The sequence below is a fragment of the Aeromonas sp. 602200 genome (assembly GCF_049173895.1).
Lineage (GTDB): Bacteria > Pseudomonadota > Gammaproteobacteria > Enterobacterales > Aeromonadaceae > Aeromonas > Aeromonas veronii_A.
The window spans coordinates 189,603-207,453 of the sequence record NZ_JAAKSL010000005.1; the positions used below are offsets into that span (position 1 = coordinate 189,603).

The following is a 17,851-nucleotide window of genomic DNA, read 5'->3' on the forward strand; positions in this document are numbered from 1 at the left end:
TGCCGATGTTGAAGTCCGTACGCTTTTCCTCTGTGTAATCAAGGTGCTATCAGCAGCAAATATTCGCAACTATCCGCCATAAAAAGAGGGCTCCCGACGGGAGCCCTCTCTCATTCTGCAATCAGCACAGTGGGCCGACTCAGTAGTCGCCACAGGCCTTCTTGGCAGCCGTGATCATCGGGGTGATGGTCATGCCTTGCACCACGATGGAGAACATCACCACCGAGTAGGTCATCACCAGGATGACCTCCCGCAGGTCGACGCCATGTTCCGGGATCATCATGACGCCGGAGGGGAGTGCCAGCGCCATCGCCATGGCCAGACCACCGCGCAGGCCACCCCAAGTGAGGATCCGTACCGAGAAGGTGTTGTAATTGCGGAATCGGCGGAAAGCCACATAGGGCAGCGACACGCTGATAAAGCGGGCACCCAGGCAGAGCGGCACCGCAATGACCAGTAGGATCCAGTCACGCCAGGCGAGATCCAGCAGTACCAGCGCCAGACCGATCAGCAGGAACAGCAGGGCGTTGAGGAACTGGTCCATCAACTCCCAGAAGTGATCCAGGTGATGGCTGCTCTGCTCGGAGAAGCCGGAGTGACGGGTCCAGTTGCCGATCATGATGCCGGTGACCACCATGGCCAGTGCGCCGGAGACGCCGATCATGTTGGCAAAGGCGAAGCCGGCGGTCGGGATGCAGAGGGTCAGCAGCAGCTCCAATGAACCGTCATCGGTGGCGCTGATCATCACGTGGGCGATGAGGCCCAGCACGGCGCCGAACAGGATGCCGCCGAGGGCTTCGTGCAGGAACAGACCGGCCACGCTACCGAAGGTGGGTTCGACACCGCCAAAGGCGACGGCAAACACGGTAGCGAAGATGACGAGGCCAACACCATCGTTGAACAGGGATTCCCCTTCGATCTGGATGGCGATCTGGGGTGGCGCTTTCATCTTCTTGACGATGGCCAGTACGGCAATCGGGTCAGTGGGGGAGATCAGCGCGCCGAACAGCATGCAGTAGACCAGCGGCAACTCCCAGCCCAGCAGCTTGGCGATAAACCAGAAGCCGTAGCCGATGAGGAAGGTGGAGAGCAGGGTGGCAATGATGGCCAGAATGGTGATCTCCCACTTCTGGCTACGCAGCGCCTTGAGGTTGATGCCAAGACCACCGGCGAACAGCAGGAAGCCCAGAATCCCCTTCAGCAGGAAGTTCTGGAAGTCGATGCTCTCCATGGTCTTGACGGCAAGAGGTTCCAGGTTGAACCAGCCCAGTTTGCCAAACAGCACCAGCAGTGCGGAGATCAGCATGGAGCCCGCAGTAATGGCGATGGTGGTCTGGATCTTCACAACATACTGGTTGGCAAAGGCGATAAAAATCGCCAACGCTGCCAGAAAACAGAGTGTGTAGTAGACGCTCATAGTTATTTTTTTCTCGTTGGTAGACAGCAAGCACGTATCCCTATGCAGGACGGGCATAGGTTACTCTCGGGCCCTATGTTACTCATTACCCATAAATGAGTATATGGTGGCGTATTTGGACTGATAGACGGCTAGATTTCCATTTTATTTGTTTGCTGTTAGGATGCTGTTTACGCAGTTGCATGGATGTAAGAGGAACACGCGGTGTCGAACGTAATGTCGAGCAGAGAGCCGAGCAAGCAGTCGGACGTAACAAAGAAGCTGGAAGCCTGCCTCAGGGAGCGGATCCTGATCATCGACGGGGCCATGGGCACCATGATCCAGGGCTACAAGCTGGGGGAGGCGGATTATCGGGGTGAGCGGTTTGCCGACTGGCATACCGACATCAAGGGCAACAACGACCTGCTGGTGCTGACTCGTCCGGCGGTGATCCGCGAGATCCACGAGCAGTATTGCGCTGCCGGGGCCGACATTCTCGAGACCAACACCTTCAACGCCACTCGCATCGCCATGGCCGATTACGAGATGGAAGAGTTTTCCGCCGAGATCAACCGTGAAGCCGCCCGTCTGGCCCGCACCGTGGCGGACGAGTGGACGGCAAAAGATCCCGCCAAGCCGCGCTTCGTGGCAGGGGTGTTGGGCCCCACCAACCGCACTGCCTCCATCTCGCCGGATGTGAACGATCCCGGCAAGCGCAACGTCACCTATGACCAGCTGGTGGCTGCCTACACCGAATCGACCCACGCCCTGATCGAGGGCGGCGCCGACATCATCCTGATCGAGACCATCTTCGACACCCTCAACGCCAAGGCCGCCGCCTTCGCGGTGGAAGGGGTGTTCGAGGTGCTGGGTTACAGCCTGCCGGTGATGATCTCCGGTACCATTACCGATGCCTCCGGTCGTACCCTCTCCGGCCAGACCACCGAAGCCTTTTATCACTCGCTGCGCCACGTCAAACCGGTATCGTTCGGCCTCAACTGTGCGTTGGGGCCGGACGAGCTGCGCCAGTATGTGGAGGAGTTGTCTCGCATCAGCGAGACCCATGTCAGTGCCCACCCCAACGCCGGTCTGCCCAATGCGTTCGGTGAGTACGACCTCGATGCCGTCGAGATGGCGGAGCATATCCGCGAGTGGGCCCAAAGCGGCTTCCTCAACCTGGTCGGCGGTTGCTGCGGCACCACCCCGACCCATATTCGCGCCATGGCCGACGCCGTAGCGGGCATCAAGCCGCGCGTGCTACCCGAACTGCCGGTGGCCTGCCGGCTGTCGGGCCTCGAGCCCCTTATCATCACTCCCGAGTCCATGTTCGTGAACGTAGGGGAGCGGACCAACGTCACCGGTTCGGCCAAGTTCAAGCGGCTGATCAAGGAAGGGCTCTACGACGAGGCGCTCGATGTTGCCAAGCAGCAGGTGGAGAACGGCGCCCAGATCATCGACATCAACATGGACGAGGGGATGCTGGACGCCGAAGCGGCCATGGTGCGCTTCCTGAACCTCATCGCCGGTGAGCCGGATATCGCCCGGGTGCCGGTGATGATCGACTCCTCCAAGTGGGAGGTGCTGGAGGCGGGCCTCAAGTGCGTGCAGGGCAAGCCGGTGGTCAACTCCATCTCCATGAAAGAGGGGGAGGAGAAGTTCATCCAGCAGGCCAGATTGCTGCGTCGCTACGGCGCCGCCGTCATCGTGATGGCGTTCGATGAAGCGGGGCAGGCCGACACCCGCGCCCGCAAGTTCGAGATCTGCCAGCGCGCTTACCGGATCCTGGTGGATCAGGTCGGTTTCCCGCCGGAAGACATCATCTTCGACCCCAACATCTTCGCGGTGGCGACCGGCATCGACGAGCACAACAACTACGCGGTGGACTTTATCGAGGCGGTGAAGGACATCAAGACACACCTGCCTCACGCCATGATCTCCGGCGGCGTCTCCAACGTCTCGTTTTCGTTTCGTGGCAACGAGCCGGTGCGCGAAGCCATTCACGCGGTCTTTCTCTACCACGCCATCAAGAACGGCATGGACATGGGGATCGTCAACGCCGGCCAACTCGCCATCTATGAAGACATTCCGGCAGAGCTGAAAGAGAAGGTCGAGGCGGTGGTGCTCAACCTCAATGACAATGCCACCGAAGAGCTGCTGGCCATCGCCGAGAAGTATCGCGGAGCCGGTGCCCAGGCGGAGGATCCGCGGGATCAGGAGTGGCGCAGCTGGCCGGTGGGCAAGCGGCTGGAGCACGCACTGGTCAAGGGGATCACCGATTTTATCGAAGAGGATACCGAAGAGGCACGCGCTGGCGCGGAGAAGCCGCTGCACGTCATCGAAGGGCCGCTGATGGATGGTATGAACGTGGTCGGCGACCTGTTCGGCGCGGGCAAGATGTTCCTGCCCCAGGTGGTGAAATCGGCGCGGGTGATGAAGCGGGCGGTGGCCTACCTGCAGCCCTATATCGAGGCGGAAAAATCGGGCGGCTCCAGCAACGGCAAAATCGTGCTGGCGACCGTGAAGGGGGACGTGCACGACATCGGCAAGAACATCGTCGGGGTGGTGCTGCAGTGCAACAACTTCGAGATTGTCGACCTCGGGGTCATGGTCTCCTGCGAGACGATTCTCAAGACTGCGCGGGAGGTCGGCGCCGATATCATCGGGTTGTCGGGTCTCATCACCCCGTCGTTGGACGAGATGGTGCACGTGGCCAAAGAGATGGAGCGTCAGGGCTTCAAGCTGCCGCTGCTGATCGGCGGAGCCACCACCTCCAAGGCCCACACTGCGGTGAAGATCGAACAGAACTACTCGGAGCCAGTGGTCTATGTCTCCAACGCCTCCCGCGCGGTAGGGGTGGCCCAGAGCCTGCTCAGTCCGGATCTCAAGGAGGCGTTTGTCGCCCGCATCGACAAGGAGTACGAGATTGCCCGGGATCAGCATGCCCGCAAGCAGCCACGCTCCCGCCCGGTCAGTCTGGCTCATGCCCGCGCCAACCGGCACCAGCTGGACTGGGTTGGCTACCAGCCGCCCAAGCCCCGCGAGCTCGGGGTGCAGAAGTTCGAAGATGTGGCCATTTCGGTGCTGCGCCCCTACATCGACTGGACGCCGTTCTTCCTCAGCTGGGAGCTGGCGGGCAAGTATCCGCGCATCCTCGAGGACGAGATCATTGGCGAGGAGGCAACCAAACTGTTTGCCGACGCCAACGCCATGCTGGACCAGCTGGAAAAGGATCTGAGCGTGCGCTGCGCCGGGGTGATCGGCCTGTTCCCGGCCAACGCGGTAGGAGACAGCATCGAAGTTTACAGTGACGAGTCGCGCACCGAGGTCATCAAGGTGCTGCACCACCTGCGCCAGCAGAGCGAGAAGCAGGGCTTCCCCAACTACTGTCTGGCGGACTATGTGGCGCCGAAAGAGAGCGGCAAGCCCGACTGGATCGGCGCCTTCGCGGTGACCGGCGGTATCGGTGAGGAGGCCATCGCCAGGGCCTACAAGGCGCAGCACGATGACTACAACGCCATCCTTATTCAGGCGGTGTGCGACCGTCTGGCCGAGGCCTTTGCCGAGTACCTGCACGAGCAGGTGCGCAAGGTGCACTGGGGTTATGCCCCGGACGAGGCCCTCAGCAACGAGGAGCTGATCCGCGAGAACTATCAGGGCATCCGCCCGGCTCCCGGTTATCCGGCCTGCCCGGAGCACACCGAGAAGGGGAGCATCTGGGAGCTGCTGGAGGTGGAGCAGGCTATCGGCATGCAGCTCACCGAATCCTACGCCATGTGGCCGGGGGCGGCGGTGTCGGGCTGGTACTTCTCCCATCCCGAGAGCAAATACTTCGCGGTGGCGCAGATCCAGCAAGATCAGGTGGAAGATTACGCCGTTCGCAAGGGGATGACGCTGGCCGAGGCCGAACGCTGGTTGGGGCCAAACCTGAACTGACTCCCGCGTGACATCGGTTGATCTTTAACGAGAAACGGCGGCATCCTTGCTCGGGTTGAACAACCTGCGCAGAGCCGCCGTTTAACCTGTTGGTCACAGTGATGTGGTAGCGTGCGGTTTGGTGTGGTTTGTCTTGTTGTCAGGATAAACAATTGGCGTTGTCTTGGCGCTGTGGCACCTTATACTCTCCCGCCCCATCCTGCCCAGGCACAGCCTTCTAGCGGAATTGTCATGAAGATCGCCATTTTATCCCGTGAGCCGAAAAACTACTCCACCCGCCGTCTGGTCGAGGTGGCACAGGCGCGCGGTCATCAGGTAGAGGTGCTCGACACCCTGCGCTGCTATATGAACATCGCTTCCCACAACCCCTCCATTCACTACGAGGGTGGGGAGCTGGGAAGTTATGACGCCGTGATCCCCCGGATCGGTGCCAGCATTACCGCCTACGGCACCGCCGTGCTGCGCCAGTTCGAGATGATGAACACCATGGCCCTCAACAGCTCGGTGGCCATCAGCCGTTCCCGCGACAAGCTGCGGGCGATGCAGCTGCTCTCCCGCCACGGTATCGGCCTGCCCATCACCGGCTATGCCCACAGCACCCACGACGTGCCCGACCTCATCACCATGGTGGGCGGGGCGCCGCTGGTGGTGAAACTGCTGGAGGGAACCCAGGGGATTGGCGTGGTGCTCTGCGAGACCCAGAAAGCCGCCGAGAGCGTGATCGAGGCCTTTATCCAGACCAACAACAACATTCTGGTGCAGGAGTATATCCGCGAGGCCAATGGCGCCGATATCCGCTGTCTGGTGGTCAACGGCAAGGTGGTTGCCGCCATGCGCCGCCAGGCCCAGCCGGGGGAGTTTCGCTCCAACCTGCACCGTGGCGGTACCGCCGAGGCGATCAAGATCACCCCGGAAGAGCGCGCCACCGCGGTGCAGGCCGCCAAGATCATGGGGCTGGATGTGGCGGGGGTGGATATCCTGCGTAGCGCCCGCGGCCCGCTGGTGCTGGAGGTCAACTCCTCCCCCGGCCTGCAAGGGGTGGAAGCTGCCTCCGGCAAGGATGTTGCGGGCAAGATCATCGAGTTTCTCGAACTCAAGGCGAGCCGCAAGAACAAGCCAGCGGAGTGAGCCTTAGGCTTGCATCTGTCAGATAGAAACAGGGCGCCCTCGGGCGCCTTGTTGCTATCTGGCTGGTGGGTTGGCGGTGCCACTGCGCCCTCACCCTAATCCTCTCCCAAAGGGAGAGGGAACTCTCCGGCGGCGATCATCGCCAGCCGGGCGCTAAATACGCCATCCTCCAGCCGGGTGTCGATCTGCCAGCCCAGCTTCTCGCAGATGCGCTGGATGATGGTGAGGCCACAGCCGTAGCCGAGGATCTGATCCGGCGCCGCCGCCGTCGGGTTGCTGATGGTGAGCACCGGGCCGCACAGCTCGATGTCGATATGTCCCTCTGCATAGCTCAGGGCATTTTTCAGCAGGTTGCCGAGGGCGATGGCGAGCAGGGAAAGGGGGGCGTTTACTTCGCTGCTCTCGTCCAGATTAAGCCGGATATCGAGTGCCTCCCGCTGCAATAGCGGGGCGAGGCGGGCCAGCTCCTGACGGATCAGCGGGGTCACCTGCTGCAGCGGTCGCTCCACTGCCTCCTTGCGGCCCAGCAGCAGGAAGGTCTCGGTGAGCAGCGCCATCTCGTCGGCGGCGGCGCGGATGCGGGTGGTGGCGCGGGCGGCCGGTGCGGGCAAGTCCGTCACCTTGCCGAGCAGGGCGGCCGAGCCCTGGATCACCATGTTGGGGGTGCGCAGCTCGTGGCTAGCGAAGCGACTGAACTCCTGCTCGCGAGCGAATACGGCGCTCACCTCCTGCTTGCCGGCCAGCAGCGCCAGCTCGATATCCCGCAGCTCCTGCCAAGGGGCGTCGGGTTCGAAATCCGCCTGATCCGGGGTGAGGTGGGCGACCCTCTGTTGCAGCCGTTGCAGCGGCCCCGTGATATGGCGCACCAGCCAGATGCCGAAGCCGAGGCAGGCGAGCAGCAGGGTCACCCCGATCAGCCGGGTCGCCAGATGCAGCTTGTCCTCGTAGGGGTCGAGGTAGTCGTCTGCGTCGTCGTTGAACACCAGATAGAGCAGTCCCTCGCCGGAGGGGTGACGGGCCACCAGAAAGTGTTTGTCCTCCTTGCCCAGTTGGTGCTCGAAAAAGCCGGGAGTCTGGTAGGGCTTCAACCACTTGGGTAAGCGGCCCGCCTCGGTCCAGTAGCTGGAGAACTGTCTGGGGCTTGGAGCCGCCGCAGCCGGGCCGAGTCGCAGCCAGTCATCGCTGTAGCGGGTCACTTCGGCTTCCAGCCAGTGGCGCAGGCTCAGCTCCTCCATCTTGTCTTCGGCCACCAGCATCAAGCCGGAGAGCAGGATCAGCAGCACCACCCCGGCGCCGCCGAGCGCCATGATCAGGCGGCGGCGCAGGCTCGGCAGGTTCATGCGTTCACCAGTCGGTAGCCCTGACCGTGCAAGGTCTCCAGCATGGGTGTGGGGAAGGGTTTGTCGAGCGCGTTGCGCAGGGCGTAGATATGGCTGCGCAGGGCATCGGAGTCGGGCTCCTCATCCCCCCAGACGGTGTCGAGTACCTCCTGACGGCTGACGATGGCGGGGGCGCGGCGGGCCAGCAGGGCGAGGATCCGGAACGGGATCTTGCCGAGCTTGAGGGGCTCACCGGCCCGGGTGGCGCGGCCGCTGGCGACATCGACCGTCAGATCGCCAAAGCTGATGGCCCCCACATCGCCGCGCGGGCCGCGCAGACTGAGGGCTTGCAGCCGCACCTCCAGCTCCTCCATGGCGAACGGCTTGACCAGATAGTCATCCCCTCCCGCCTTGAAGCCTGCCAGCTTGTCTTCCAGGCTGTCGCGGGCGGTGAGAAACAGCACGGGAGTGGCAATCCCCTGCTCGCGCAGGCGCGCCACCGTGCTAAGGCCATCGAGGCGCGGCATCATCACGTCCATGATGATGACGTCAAAACGCTGCTCCTCCAGCAGTTGCAGCGCCGCCTGACCGTGATAGGCACAATCGAGGCGGTGACCGGCCAGCTCCAGATAATCCATGATGGTTTCCGCCACCTGAGGATTGTCTTCCACTACCAAAATCTTCATGCTTTGCTCTCCTGGTTGGTGAGCGTTTCACGCTCTTTTCACACCGGATTCGGCATCCTGTTTGCCAGTGTAACCCCGAGGATCCCTGATGAAGAAGTCTCTCTGCGCCCTCCTGTTGCTGGTCTTGTTTCCACTTGGCACCGCACAGGCGACCGAATTCAAACTGACCGGCCGCACCACCTGGCAGCTTGGCCAGTTGATGGTCAACGGCATGCCGTTCGTGATCGACGACCAGACCCGCTTCAAGGATTGGCTCAACGAGGATGATCTCGGCGGTACCTGGGTCGAGATGAAGGGGGTGGTGGAGAACGGCGTGCGCTATGTGCGCAAGGTCGAAGCCCTCGACGAAGATGACAAGGACGAGATGGATCTGGAGGGGCCGGTGGAAGGGGGGCGGATCTGGGGCTACACCACTTCGGATAACAGTCTGGCGCCGTTTGAAGGGCGCTGGCTTGAGCTGGAGTGCAAGTTTGACGGCATGCGCCTGAGCCGCTGCCGTGAGGATGACTGATCCGATCTCTGCGTTCCGATTAGAAATGCTCCCGAATGAAGCCCATGCTTGTCCAGCATGGGCTTTTTGTTCAGGGACGAACGAAGATGGAACAATCGAGAAAGTGGTGTGCATGGATGCTGGGTGTACCGCTCTGGGCGGCGCAGGCGGGAGCCGACGAATTGTGGCTGGTGGAGCTGGAGCACAGCGACGGCATCCGCCTGCAATTTCAGGGGGCCGAGGTGGAGCAGGGCAGTGCCGCCATCTGGCGGCAGGGGGAGATTTGGCCGCAGCCACTCAAACCCGGCGACCAGCTCGCTCTGCTGGTGGCTGATGGCGTTGCCACCCGGATTGAGCTGCTGGCCGCCAGAGCCCCGCTGGTCAATCAGCCCTGGCGGCGGGCGCAAGATCGCCTGCAATCCTTCGATGACCGGCAGCTCACGCTGGCCACCCTGGGCACTGTGCGACTCAATCCGCAGGTGCGCTGGGTCAACGGTTCCGCCGCCGATCTGCATGCCGGGAGCGAGCTGGTATTGATCCGTTCGGCGGATGGAATATTGAAGGGAATTGAAGTGATCAATCCGGAAGAGTAATTCAGCATCTTCTTATTTAATATGGTTTCACCATATTGTGGCAGCCATTAAATAATGACTGTCACAATATTTATGATTTATTCCTCAATAAAGTCATCGCTCTAATTATTTTCCTGTATCACCATTATTTTGTTTGTCATGGATGTTTTTTGGTGGTTTATTTTATTTGTGTCAGGTTTTGTCGGAGTCCATACCTGTCAAATGAAAAAGGATATTTCTACACAATAACAATTATCGTATGTCTGAAAGAGGGATAAATGATGAATAGAATAATTACCGCCAATCTGGCGTTTTTGGCGTCTTCATTGATGCTCGCTCAGGTGCAGGCGGCTGAACCTGTCTACCCTGATCAGGTCAAGTGGGCGGGTCTTGGGACGGGCGTCTGTGCCAGTGGTTACCGTCCTCTGACCCGCGATGAAGCCATGAGTATCAAGGGTAATCTGGTCAGCCGCATGGGGCAGTGGCAGATCACCGGGCTGGCGGATCGCTGGGTGATTATGGGGCCGGGATATAATGGCGAAATCAAACAGGGCACTGCCGGAGAAACCTGGTGCTATCCAAATTCACCGGTTTCAGGAGAAATACCAACACTCTCTGACTGGAATATTCCGGCGGGTGATGAGGTCGATGTGCAATGGCGTCTTGTCCACGACAATGATTATTTTATCAAACCGGTCAGTTATCTCGCCCATTATTTGGGATATGCCTGGGTGGGGGGGAATCATAGCCCCTATGTCGGGGAAGATATGGACGTTACCCGGGTTGGCGATACCTGGCTGATAAAGGGAAATAATGACGGCGGCTGCTCCGGATATCGCTGTGGAGAGAAGAGCTCCATCACGGTGAGCAACTTCTCATATACTCTGGAACCTGACTCGTTTAGCCACGGTCAGGTTACCGAGAGTGGCAAGCAGCTGGTCAAGACCATCACGGCCAATGCGACCAACTACACCGACCTTCCCCAGCAGGTGGTGGTGACCCTGAAGTACGACAAGGCCACCAACTGGTCGAAGACCGACACCTACAGCCTGAGCGAGAAGGTGACCACCAAGAACAAGTTCCAGTGGCCGCTGGTGGGGGAGACCGAGCTTGCCATCGAGATTGCGGCGAGCCAGAGCTGGGCTTCCCAACACGGGGGCTCGACCACCGAGACCGTCTCGGTTGAAGCGCGTCCCACGGTGCCGCCTCACTCCAGCCTGCCGGTGCGGGTTGCCCTCTACAAGTCCAACATCTCCTACCCCTACGAGTTCAAGGCCGAGGTCAATTATGACCTGACCATGAAGGGCTTCCTGCGTTGGGGCGGCAATGCCTGGTATACCCATCCGGAGAATCGTCCGACCTGGGAGCACACCTTTGCCGTCGGCCCGTTCCGCGACAAGGCGAGCAGCATCCGTTACCAGTGGGACAAGCGTTATATCCCGGGTGAAGTGAAGTGGTGGGACTGGAACTGGACCATCAACGAGTATGGCTTGTCGACCATGCAGAATAACCTGGGCCGTGTGCTGCGCCCGATCCGTTCGGCAGTGACCGGTGACTTCTATGCCGAGAGCCAGTTTGCCGGTGATATCGAGATTGGTCAGCCCCAGACCCGTTCCGCGAAGGCTGCGCAGTTGCGTAACTCCTCTGCTGAAGGTGTGGCTCTGACCGGTGTGGATCTGGACAGCGAGGCCCTTGCCAGCGAAGGGTTTGGCAACGTATCCCTGACCATAGCACCGGTTCAATAACCTCACTCGCAGGCCCCTTTCATGGGGGCCTGCATCACCTGCCGGCCATGGATCCCTCTCCGGATTGCCTATCTACCCCACTTCTCATATCACTCACTGTTACTGCCCGTGGATCCTGATCCTGGTGGTCACTCCTGCGAAGGTGTTGACCCGTCTACAATAGGCGGGTTTATCCTCAGCCCGTTGGATGAAGGAACCCCTATGTTGACGATTACCCGGCTGGCCAGAGAACTGGGCCTGAGCCGCACCACCCTGCTCTATTACGAACGTCTCGGTTTGCTGCTGCCCGCCCTGCGCGGGGAGAACGGCTATCGCCGATATGGCGAGGCCGAGCTGGAACGGGGGCGGCAGATCGCCAGCTTTCGCGCCATGGGACTGCCGCTCGAAGAGATCGGCACCCTGCTGGCAGCGAGGCAGGAGAGCCACTCCTGCCTCGATGGTCACCTGCTGCGACTGGAGCAGGAGATCGCCGAGCTGAGGCGGCAACAGCGGGCCATCATCCTCTATCGCCAACAGACACACGAGGAGATCCCCATGGTAGACAAGGCTCGCTGGGTTGCCATCATGCAGGCCGCAGGCATGACCGAAGAGATGATGCGCAACTGGCACATCCAGTTCGAGAAGATGGAGCCGCAGGCCCATCAGGAATTCCTCGAATCCCTGCAGATCCCCGCCGCGGAGATCGCCGCCATCCGCACCTGGTCGCGCGGGGAGTAATCTCGTCTGACCACAGCACCAGCCATTGTCCCATATTGTTAACGGCTTGTGCTTTAGATTTTCCCCCTTATACTGGCGCCATCTTGTCGGAGTGCTGACCGTCGAACGACGCGAAGCTGAGACCGTTAATTCGGGATCCGTGGAACCTGATCAGGTTAAAACCTGCGAAGGGAACAAGGGTAACTTGCGGGTTACCGCGCCGGAGGAGGAGCAAGCCTCTTCCGCTCATCGAAGGGATCACCCTTGATGGGTCAGGGCGCACAGGAGGGAGTCTGTCCCGTCCGGTTGTCCAGCACGTGGGGCGCCTTGCCCACAGCGTGCAGAGAGCGGGAAGTGGCAGAACAGCAGAGCGGAGATCCATCCCGCGTGCACTCCCTCCCGAGATAAACACCCCGCCGCAAGTTCATCTTCTCCTCGAACTCCAGACAAGCAAATACCCATAACTTCAACCAGTTAATGTGAGTTTTGCTATGTCTACTTCTGTATCTGATACCACCAAATCCAGCCGCCGCGAGCAGCGCTCCAGCGCCCAGGCCTTTATCGACAGCCTCAAGGGGATGGCTCATCCCAACTCCCGTCGCATTTTTATCGAAGGCTCCCGCCCCGATATTCGTGTTCCCCTGCGGGAGATCCAGCTGGCCGACACCTTCGTCGGCGGCACCAAAGAAGATCCCAAGTTCGAACCCAACGAACCGATCCCGGTCTACGACACTTCTGGCCGTTACGGGGAGGAGGGGGTTGCCATCGACGTGCGCCGTGGCCTGCCGCGCCTGCGGGAGAACTGGGTGCTGGAGCGGGATGACACCGACGAACTGCCGGGGCTCAGCTCCACCTTCACTCAGGAGCGTCTGGCCGACGAGGGGCTGGATCACCTGCGCTTCGAACATCTGCCAAAGCCGCGCCGTGCCAAGCCGGGCCGTCGGGTCACCCAGCTCCACTACGCCCGCGCCGGCATCGTCACCCCCGAGATGGAATTTATCGCCATTCGCGAAAACATGGGCCGCGAGCGGGTGCGCTCCGAGCTCCTGCGCACACAGCATCCGGGCCGCGATTTCGGTGCCCGCTTGCCGGAAAATATCACCCCCGAATTTGTCCGTGATGAGGTGGCCGCCGGTCGCGCCATCATCCCCAGCAACATCAACCACCCGGAAGCGGAGCCGATGATCATCGGCCGCAATTTTCTGGTGAAGATCAACGCCAACATCGGCAACTCGGCGGTCACCTCCAGCATTGAAGAGGAGGTGGAGAAGTTGGTCTGGTCAACCCGCTGGGGCGCGGACACCGTCATGGATCTCTCCACCGGCCGCTACATCCACGAGACCCGCGAGTGGATCCTGCGCAACAGCCCGGTGCCCATCGGTACCGTGCCCATCTATCAGGCGCTGGAAAAGACCAACGGCATCGCCGAAGACCTCACCTGGGAGCTGTTCCGCGACACCCTGCTGGAGCAGGCCGAGCAGGGGGTGGACTACTTCACCATCCACGCCGGTGTCTTGCTGCGCTTCGTGCCGATGACCGCCAAGCGCCTCACCGGCATCGTGTCGCGCGGCGGCAGCATCATGGCCAAGTGGTGCCTCTCCCACCATAAAGAGAACTTCCTCTACCAGCACTTCCGAGAAATTTGCGAGATCTGCGCCGCCTATGATGTGGCCCTGTCGCTGGGCGATGGTCTGCGTCCGGGCTCCGTCTATGATGCCAACGACGAGGCCCAGTTCGCCGAGCTGCGCACCCTGGGCGAGCTGACCAAGATCGCGTGGGAGTACGACGTGCAGGTGATGATCGAGGGGCCGGGTCATGTGCCGATGCACATGATCGAGCGCAACATGACCGAGCAGCTGGATCACTGCCACGAGGCGCCGTTCTATACGCTGGGCCCGCTCACCACAGACATCGCGCCGGGTTACGATCACTTCACCTCCGGCATCGGCGCCGCGCTCATCGGCTGGTACGGCTGCGCCATGCTCTGCTACGTCACCCCCAAGGAGCATCTGGGGCTGCCCAACAAGGAGGATGTGAAGCAGGGGCTGATTACCTACAAGATCGCCGCCCACGCCGCCGATCTGGCCAAGGGGCACCCGGGTGCCCAGATCCGCGACAACGCCATGTCCAAGGCGCGCTTCGAGTTCCGCTGGGAGGATCAGTTCAATCTGGCGCTGGATCCCGACACCGCTCGTGCCTACCACGATGAGACCCTGCCGCAGGAGTCCGGCAAGGTGGCTCACTTCTGCTCCATGTGCGGGCCCAAGTTCTGCTCCATGAAGATCACCCAGGATGTGCGCGCCTACACCGCCGAACTGAATGCCGCCAAGCTGGAAGCGGTGGAGATCAAGCTGGTCGGTATGAATGGCCAGCAGGAGCAGGTGGTAGCCGAGGTGGAGAGCGGCATGGCCCGCATGGCAGAGACCTTCAAAGAGACCGGCGGCGAGATCTACCATCAGGCGGCGGCGCTGAAACAGGCCGCAGGGGAGGAGGCGTGAGCAGCGCAAGCGGGGCTGTCAGCCCCGCCGACCTGTCGCCCGTGACCGACTCGCTACCTGTGGTCTGGACCATCGCCGGTTCAGACTCCGGCGGTGGCGCCGGTATTCAGGCCGACTTGCACACATTGCACGACCTTGGCGTGCACGGTTGCTCGGTCATCTCCGCCATCACCGCCCAGAACTCGGTGGCGGTGAAGATGGTTGACCCTGTGCTGATGCAGACCTTCACCGCCCAGATCGACGCCCTTGGCGTCGATCTGCCGCCCGCCGCCATCAAGATCGGTCTGCTGCCGACCCGGCTCCATGTGGAGGTACTGGCCCGCCGACTGGCGGCCATAGAGGCTCCCTTCGTGGTCTACGACCCGGTGGCCATCGCCAGCACCGGCACCCCGATGGCGGAGCCCAATATGCTGGAAGCGGTGCGCGAGCAGCTGTTGCCACGTCTGTCGCTTATTACCCCCAACGGCCCCGAGCTGGAAGCCCTGACCGGCTTGCCGGTCAGCAGCCCTGTGCTGGTGCGCCTCGCCGCCCGCCGTCTGCGTGAACTCGGCGCCCGCGCCGTGCTGGTCAAGGGGGGCCATCTGGAGTGGAGCGGGGATCTCTGCCTCGACTACTACCAGGATGAGCAGCGTGAATTTTGGCTCGCCGCGCCGCGCCTCGATACCCGCCACGGCCACGGCACCGGCTGCTGTTACGCCAGCGCCATCGCCGCCGTGGTGGCGCAGGATTATCCGGTGGAGGATGCCATCACCCTGGCGCGTGCCTACCTGCAACAGGGGCTGGCGGCGGCGCAGGGGGTGGGCGCAGGCCCGGGCCCCATCGCCCATCTCGGCTGGCCAGCCGATCTGGCTCACTTCCCCCGCGCCGTGCTGGCGGGATCACCGCTCGACCGTCGTTTCGGCCTTTATGAGACAAGCTGCGCCCGCCTGCCGGATGGCCCCTTCGCGCCGACCGAACACAACCTCGGCCTCTATCCGGTGGTCGATTCGGTCAAGTGGCTGCGCCGCCTGCTGGGGCAGGGGGTCAAGACCATCCAGCTGCGGATCAAGAATCTGCCCGCCGCTCAGGTGGCGCCAGCCATTCGTGATGCGGTAGAGCTCGGTCGCCGCCATGGGGCGCGGCTCTTTATCAACGACTACTGGCAGCTGGCCATCGAGGCGGGCGCCTGGGGCGTGCATCTGGGGCAGGAGGATATGGAGACCGCCGATCTCGCCGCCATTCAGGCGGCCGGGCTGCGCCTTGGCATCTCCACCCACGGCTACTTCGAGCTGATGCGGGCCCGCGAGCTGGCCCCCTCCTATATGGCGCTGGGTCATATCTTCCCGACCAACACCAAGGCGATGCCTTCGCGCCCGCAGGGGCTGGTGCGGCTGCATCGCTACCGCGCCCTGATGGCGGAGTGGCCGACGGTGGCCATCGGTGGCATCAGCGAGGAGCGGGTGGCGGCGGTCAAGGCAAGCGGGGTCGGCAGTATCGCGCTGGTCTCGGCCATCACGGCCAGCGACGACTGGCAGGGGGCGACCGAGCGGCTGCTTGCTGCCGTGGGGGCGGGGGATGAGCCGCGCTCGGCCACTGTTATACGGGAGGCAGAACATGCTCTCTGATGCCGCTTCTCTTAGTGACAAAGAGTATCTGCGATACGGCCGCCAGCTGATGCTGGCGGAAGTGGGGGAGGCGGGTCAGGCGCGGCTGAAAGATAAGTCCGTGCTGATCGTGGGCTTGGGCGGGCTTGGCTCGCCGCTGGCCCTCTATCTGGTCGGGGCCGGGGTGGGCACCTTGTGGCTGGCCGATGGCGATACCGTCGACTCCAGCAACCTGCCGCGCCAGATCCTGTTCGATAGCGAGGCTGTCAACCACTCCAAGGCGGAGCTGGCCCGCGAGCGGTTGGCCGCCCACAACCCGCTGGTGGAGCTGATTGCCATCAACCAGCGGCTCGATGCCGCCAGCCTGCCGGAGTTTGTGGCCGAGGTGGATCTGGTGATCGACTGCTGCGACAACCTCGCCACCCGCCAGGCCATCAACGCCGCCTGCGTGGCTCAGGGCAAACCCTGGATCTCCGCCGCCGCAGTGGGCTGGCAGGGGCAGCTGATGGCGCGCACCAGCAGCGATCACGCCTGCTACGCCTGCCTCTATCCGCTGGATACCAAGCTCGCCCAGAGCTGCGAGACCAGCGGCGTCACCGGCCCGCTGGTGGGGGTGATGGGCTCTTTGCAGGCGCTGGAGGCACTGAAACTGCTGCTCGGGATGCAAAGCCCGGTGGCCGGCACATTGCGCCGCTTCGATGCTTTGACCCATCAGTGGCAGACCCTCACTCTGGCTCCCGATCCCGATTGTCCGGTTTGCGGGCAGCGCCGATGCCCGACACACGATAAGGAGATCACCCCATGACCCTCACCATCCGACTCAACGATAAAGCGCAGCCGCTGACGGCAGGGCAGAGCGTGGCCGACCTGCTGGCGGCGCAAGACGTTAATCCACAGGGAGTGGCGGTAGCCCTTAACGGCGCCGTGCTGCCCCGAGGCCGCTGGGCCGAGACCCGTCTCAATGACGGGGACGAACTTCACCTCTTTACCGCCATTGCGGGAGGCTGACATGCTCAAGATTGCCGATCACACCTTCTCATCGCGCCTCTTTACCGGCACCGGCAAGTTTGCCCGCCCGGATCTGATGGCCGCCGCCATCGAGGCGAGCGGCTCCCAACTGGTCACCATGGCCATCAAGCGGCTCGAACCGGGCAAGGCCCACGACGATATCCTGAGCCCCTTGCTGCAACTCGGGGTCAAGCTGCTGCCCAACACCTCGGGTGCCAAGACCGCCACCGAGGCGGTGTTTGCCGCCCATCTCGCCCGCGAGGCGCTGGGGACAAACTGGCTGAAGCTTGAGATCCACCCCGATCCTCGTTACCTCTTGCCCGATCCCATCGAGACGCTGAAAGCCGCCGAGCAGCTGGTGAAAGAGGGCTTTGTGGTGCTGCCCTACTGTGGCGCCGACCCCGTGCTCTGCAAGCGGCTGGAAGAGGTGGGCTGCGCCGCCGTGATGCCGCTCGGCGCGCCCATCGGTTCCAATCAGGGGCTGGTGACCCGGGAGTTTCTCGCCATCATCGTCGAGCAGGCCAATGTGCCTGTGGTGGTGGATGCGGGCATAGGTGCGCCGAGCCACGCCGCCGCTGCCTTTGAGCTGGGGGCCGATGCCGTGCTGGTCAACACTGCCATCGCGGTGAGCGGCGACCCGGTCGCCATGGGCCGCGCCTTTGCGCTGGCCTGCACCGCCGGTCGCAGCGCCTATGAAGCTGGCCTTGGCGCTCGCGCCCTGCAGGCGCAAGCCTCCAGCCCGCTGACCGATTTTCTGGGGGCGTTATGAGTCATGAAACAGGGGCGACCATGAACAT

The 17,851-nt window shown here is 62.2% G+C and carries 14 protein-coding genes and 1 riboswitch; of the genes, 11 read left to right on the top strand and 3 right to left on the bottom strand.

Going from position 1 to position 17,851, the window contains the following annotated elements:
* Positions 1-139 precede the first annotated feature (139 nt).
* Positions 140-1,417 carry a cation:proton antiporter gene (locus tag G5221_RS08935; protein WP_019446508.1) on the bottom strand — a complete coding sequence of 426 codons (1,278 nt, stop codon included), beginning with the start codon at positions 1,415-1,417 and terminating at the stop codon, positions 140-142.
* 216 nt (positions 1,418-1,633) lie between these two features.
* Between G5221_RS08935 and metH the strand changes: the two genes are divergently transcribed.
* Both metH and rimK read left to right on the top strand, forming a co-directional pair.
* Positions 1,634-5,329 (top strand): methionine synthase, encoded by a 3,696-nt coding sequence (metH, locus tag G5221_RS08940; RefSeq protein WP_421263134.1) that lies wholly within the window; start codon positions 1,634-1,636, stop codon positions 5,327-5,329.
* Positions 5,330-5,560: 231 nt separating this feature from the next.
* Positions 5,561-6,457, top strand: a complete 897-nt coding sequence (rimK, locus tag G5221_RS08945) for a 30S ribosomal protein S6--L-glutamate ligase (RefSeq protein ID WP_005340088.1) — start codon at positions 5,561-5,563, stop codon at positions 6,455-6,457.
* A gap of 95 nt (positions 6,458-6,552) precedes the next feature.
* On the opposite strand, the gene G5221_RS08950 is transcribed toward rimK, so the two are convergent.
* Positions 6,553-7,797: a sensor histidine kinase gene (locus tag G5221_RS08950; protein ID WP_421263123.1), complete on the bottom strand. Its 1,245-nt coding sequence runs from the start codon at positions 7,795-7,797 to the stop codon at positions 6,553-6,555.
* Positions 7,794-8,462 (bottom strand): response regulator transcription factor, encoded by a 669-nt coding sequence (locus tag G5221_RS08955; protein ID WP_058054173.1) that lies wholly within the window; start codon positions 8,460-8,462, stop codon positions 7,794-7,796. Before G5221_RS08955 ends, G5221_RS08950 begins: the two co-directional genes overlap by 4 nt.
* A gap of 88 nt (positions 8,463-8,550) precedes the next feature.
* Here G5221_RS08955 and G5221_RS08960 point away from each other — a divergent pair, with 88 nt between their 5' ends.
* The 9 genes from G5221_RS08960 (at position 8,551) to G5221_RS09000 (ending at position 17,823) form a co-directional block, all read left to right on the top strand.
* Positions 8,551-8,973 carry a hypothetical protein gene (locus G5221_RS08960; protein WP_421263124.1) on the top strand — a complete coding sequence of 141 codons (423 nt, stop codon included), beginning with the start codon at positions 8,551-8,553 and terminating at the stop codon, positions 8,971-8,973.
* Between the two features lie 86 nt (positions 8,974-9,059).
* On the top strand, positions 9,060-9,545 hold the full coding sequence (locus G5221_RS08965) for a hypothetical protein (protein ID WP_376901790.1): 486 nt from the start codon (positions 9,060-9,062) through the stop codon (positions 9,543-9,545).
* Between the two features lie 260 nt (positions 9,546-9,805).
* Positions 9,806-11,269, top strand: coding sequence for an aerolysin AerA (gene aerA, locus G5221_RS08970; protein WP_421263135.1), 1,464 nt, complete (start codon positions 9,806-9,808; stop codon positions 11,267-11,269).
* 201 nt (positions 11,270-11,470) lie between these two features.
* Positions 11,471-11,986: a MerR family transcriptional regulator gene (locus G5221_RS08975; RefSeq protein ID WP_005342946.1), complete on the top strand. Its 516-nt coding sequence runs from the start codon at positions 11,471-11,473 to the stop codon at positions 11,984-11,986.
* Between the two features lie 77 nt (positions 11,987-12,063).
* Positions 12,064-12,176, top strand: a riboswitch (TPP riboswitch).
* A 280-nt stretch (positions 12,177-12,456) separates the two neighbouring features.
* The gene (gene thiC / locus G5221_RS08980) at positions 12,457-14,463 is read left to right on the top strand and encodes a phosphomethylpyrimidine synthase ThiC (RefSeq protein WP_421263125.1); all 2,007 of its coding nucleotides are present in this window, start codon (positions 12,457-12,459) and stop codon (positions 14,461-14,463) included.
* Complete coding sequence (thiE, locus tag G5221_RS08985; RefSeq protein WP_257725773.1) at positions 14,460-16,067, top strand: thiamine phosphate synthase; 1,608 nt, start codon at positions 14,460-14,462, stop codon at positions 16,065-16,067. Before thiC ends, thiE begins: the two co-directional genes overlap by 4 nt.
* The gene (locus G5221_RS08990; RefSeq protein WP_257725772.1) at positions 16,057-16,851 is read left to right on the top strand and encodes a HesA/MoeB/ThiF family protein; all 795 of its coding nucleotides are present in this window, start codon (positions 16,057-16,059) and stop codon (positions 16,849-16,851) included. Before thiE ends, G5221_RS08990 begins: the two co-directional genes overlap by 11 nt.
* Positions 16,848-17,054, top strand: a complete 207-nt coding sequence (gene thiS, locus G5221_RS08995) for a sulfur carrier protein ThiS (RefSeq protein ID WP_069555221.1) — start codon at positions 16,848-16,850, stop codon at positions 17,052-17,054. The genes G5221_RS08990 and thiS overlap by 4 nt, the downstream gene beginning before the upstream one ends.
* 1 nt (position 17,055) lies before the next feature.
* Positions 17,056-17,823, top strand: a complete 768-nt coding sequence (locus tag G5221_RS09000) for a thiazole synthase (RefSeq protein ID WP_421263126.1) — start codon at positions 17,056-17,058, stop codon at positions 17,821-17,823.
* Positions 17,824-17,851: the final 28 nt, after the last annotated feature.

Coding starts and splice junctions, on each gene's coding strand:
- G5221_RS08935 (WP_019446508.1), bottom strand. CDS start 1,417: ATGAGCGTCTACTACACACTCTGTTTTCTGGCAGCGTTGGCGATTTTT.
- metH (WP_421263134.1), top strand. CDS start 1,634: ATGTCGAGCAGAGAGCCGAGCAAGCAGTCGGACGTAACAAAGAAGCTG.
- rimK (WP_005340088.1), top strand. CDS start 5,561: ATGAAGATCGCCATTTTATCCCGTGAGCCGAAAAACTACTCCACCCGC.
- G5221_RS08950 (WP_421263123.1), bottom strand. CDS start 7,797: ATGAACCTGCCGAGCCTGCGCCGCCGCCTGATCATGGCGCTCGGCGGC.
- G5221_RS08955 (WP_058054173.1), bottom strand. CDS start 8,462: ATGAAGATTTTGGTAGTGGAAGACAATCCTCAGGTGGCGGAAACCATC.
- G5221_RS08960 (WP_421263124.1), top strand. CDS start 8,551: ATGAAGAAGTCTCTCTGCGCCCTCCTGTTGCTGGTCTTGTTTCCACTT.
- G5221_RS08965 (WP_376901790.1), top strand. CDS start 9,060: ATGGAACAATCGAGAAAGTGGTGTGCATGGATGCTGGGTGTACCGCTC.
- aerA (WP_421263135.1), top strand. CDS start 9,806: ATGAATAGAATAATTACCGCCAATCTGGCGTTTTTGGCGTCTTCATTG.
- G5221_RS08975 (WP_005342946.1), top strand. CDS start 11,471: ATGTTGACGATTACCCGGCTGGCCAGAGAACTGGGCCTGAGCCGCACC.
- thiC (WP_421263125.1), top strand. CDS start 12,457: ATGTCTACTTCTGTATCTGATACCACCAAATCCAGCCGCCGCGAGCAG.
- G5221_RS08990 (WP_257725772.1), top strand. CDS start 16,057: ATGCTCTCTGATGCCGCTTCTCTTAGTGACAAAGAGTATCTGCGATAC.
- thiS (WP_069555221.1), top strand. CDS start 16,848: ATGACCCTCACCATCCGACTCAACGATAAAGCGCAGCCGCTGACGGCA.
- G5221_RS09000 (WP_421263126.1), top strand. CDS start 17,056: ATGCTCAAGATTGCCGATCACACCTTCTCATCGCGCCTCTTTACCGGC.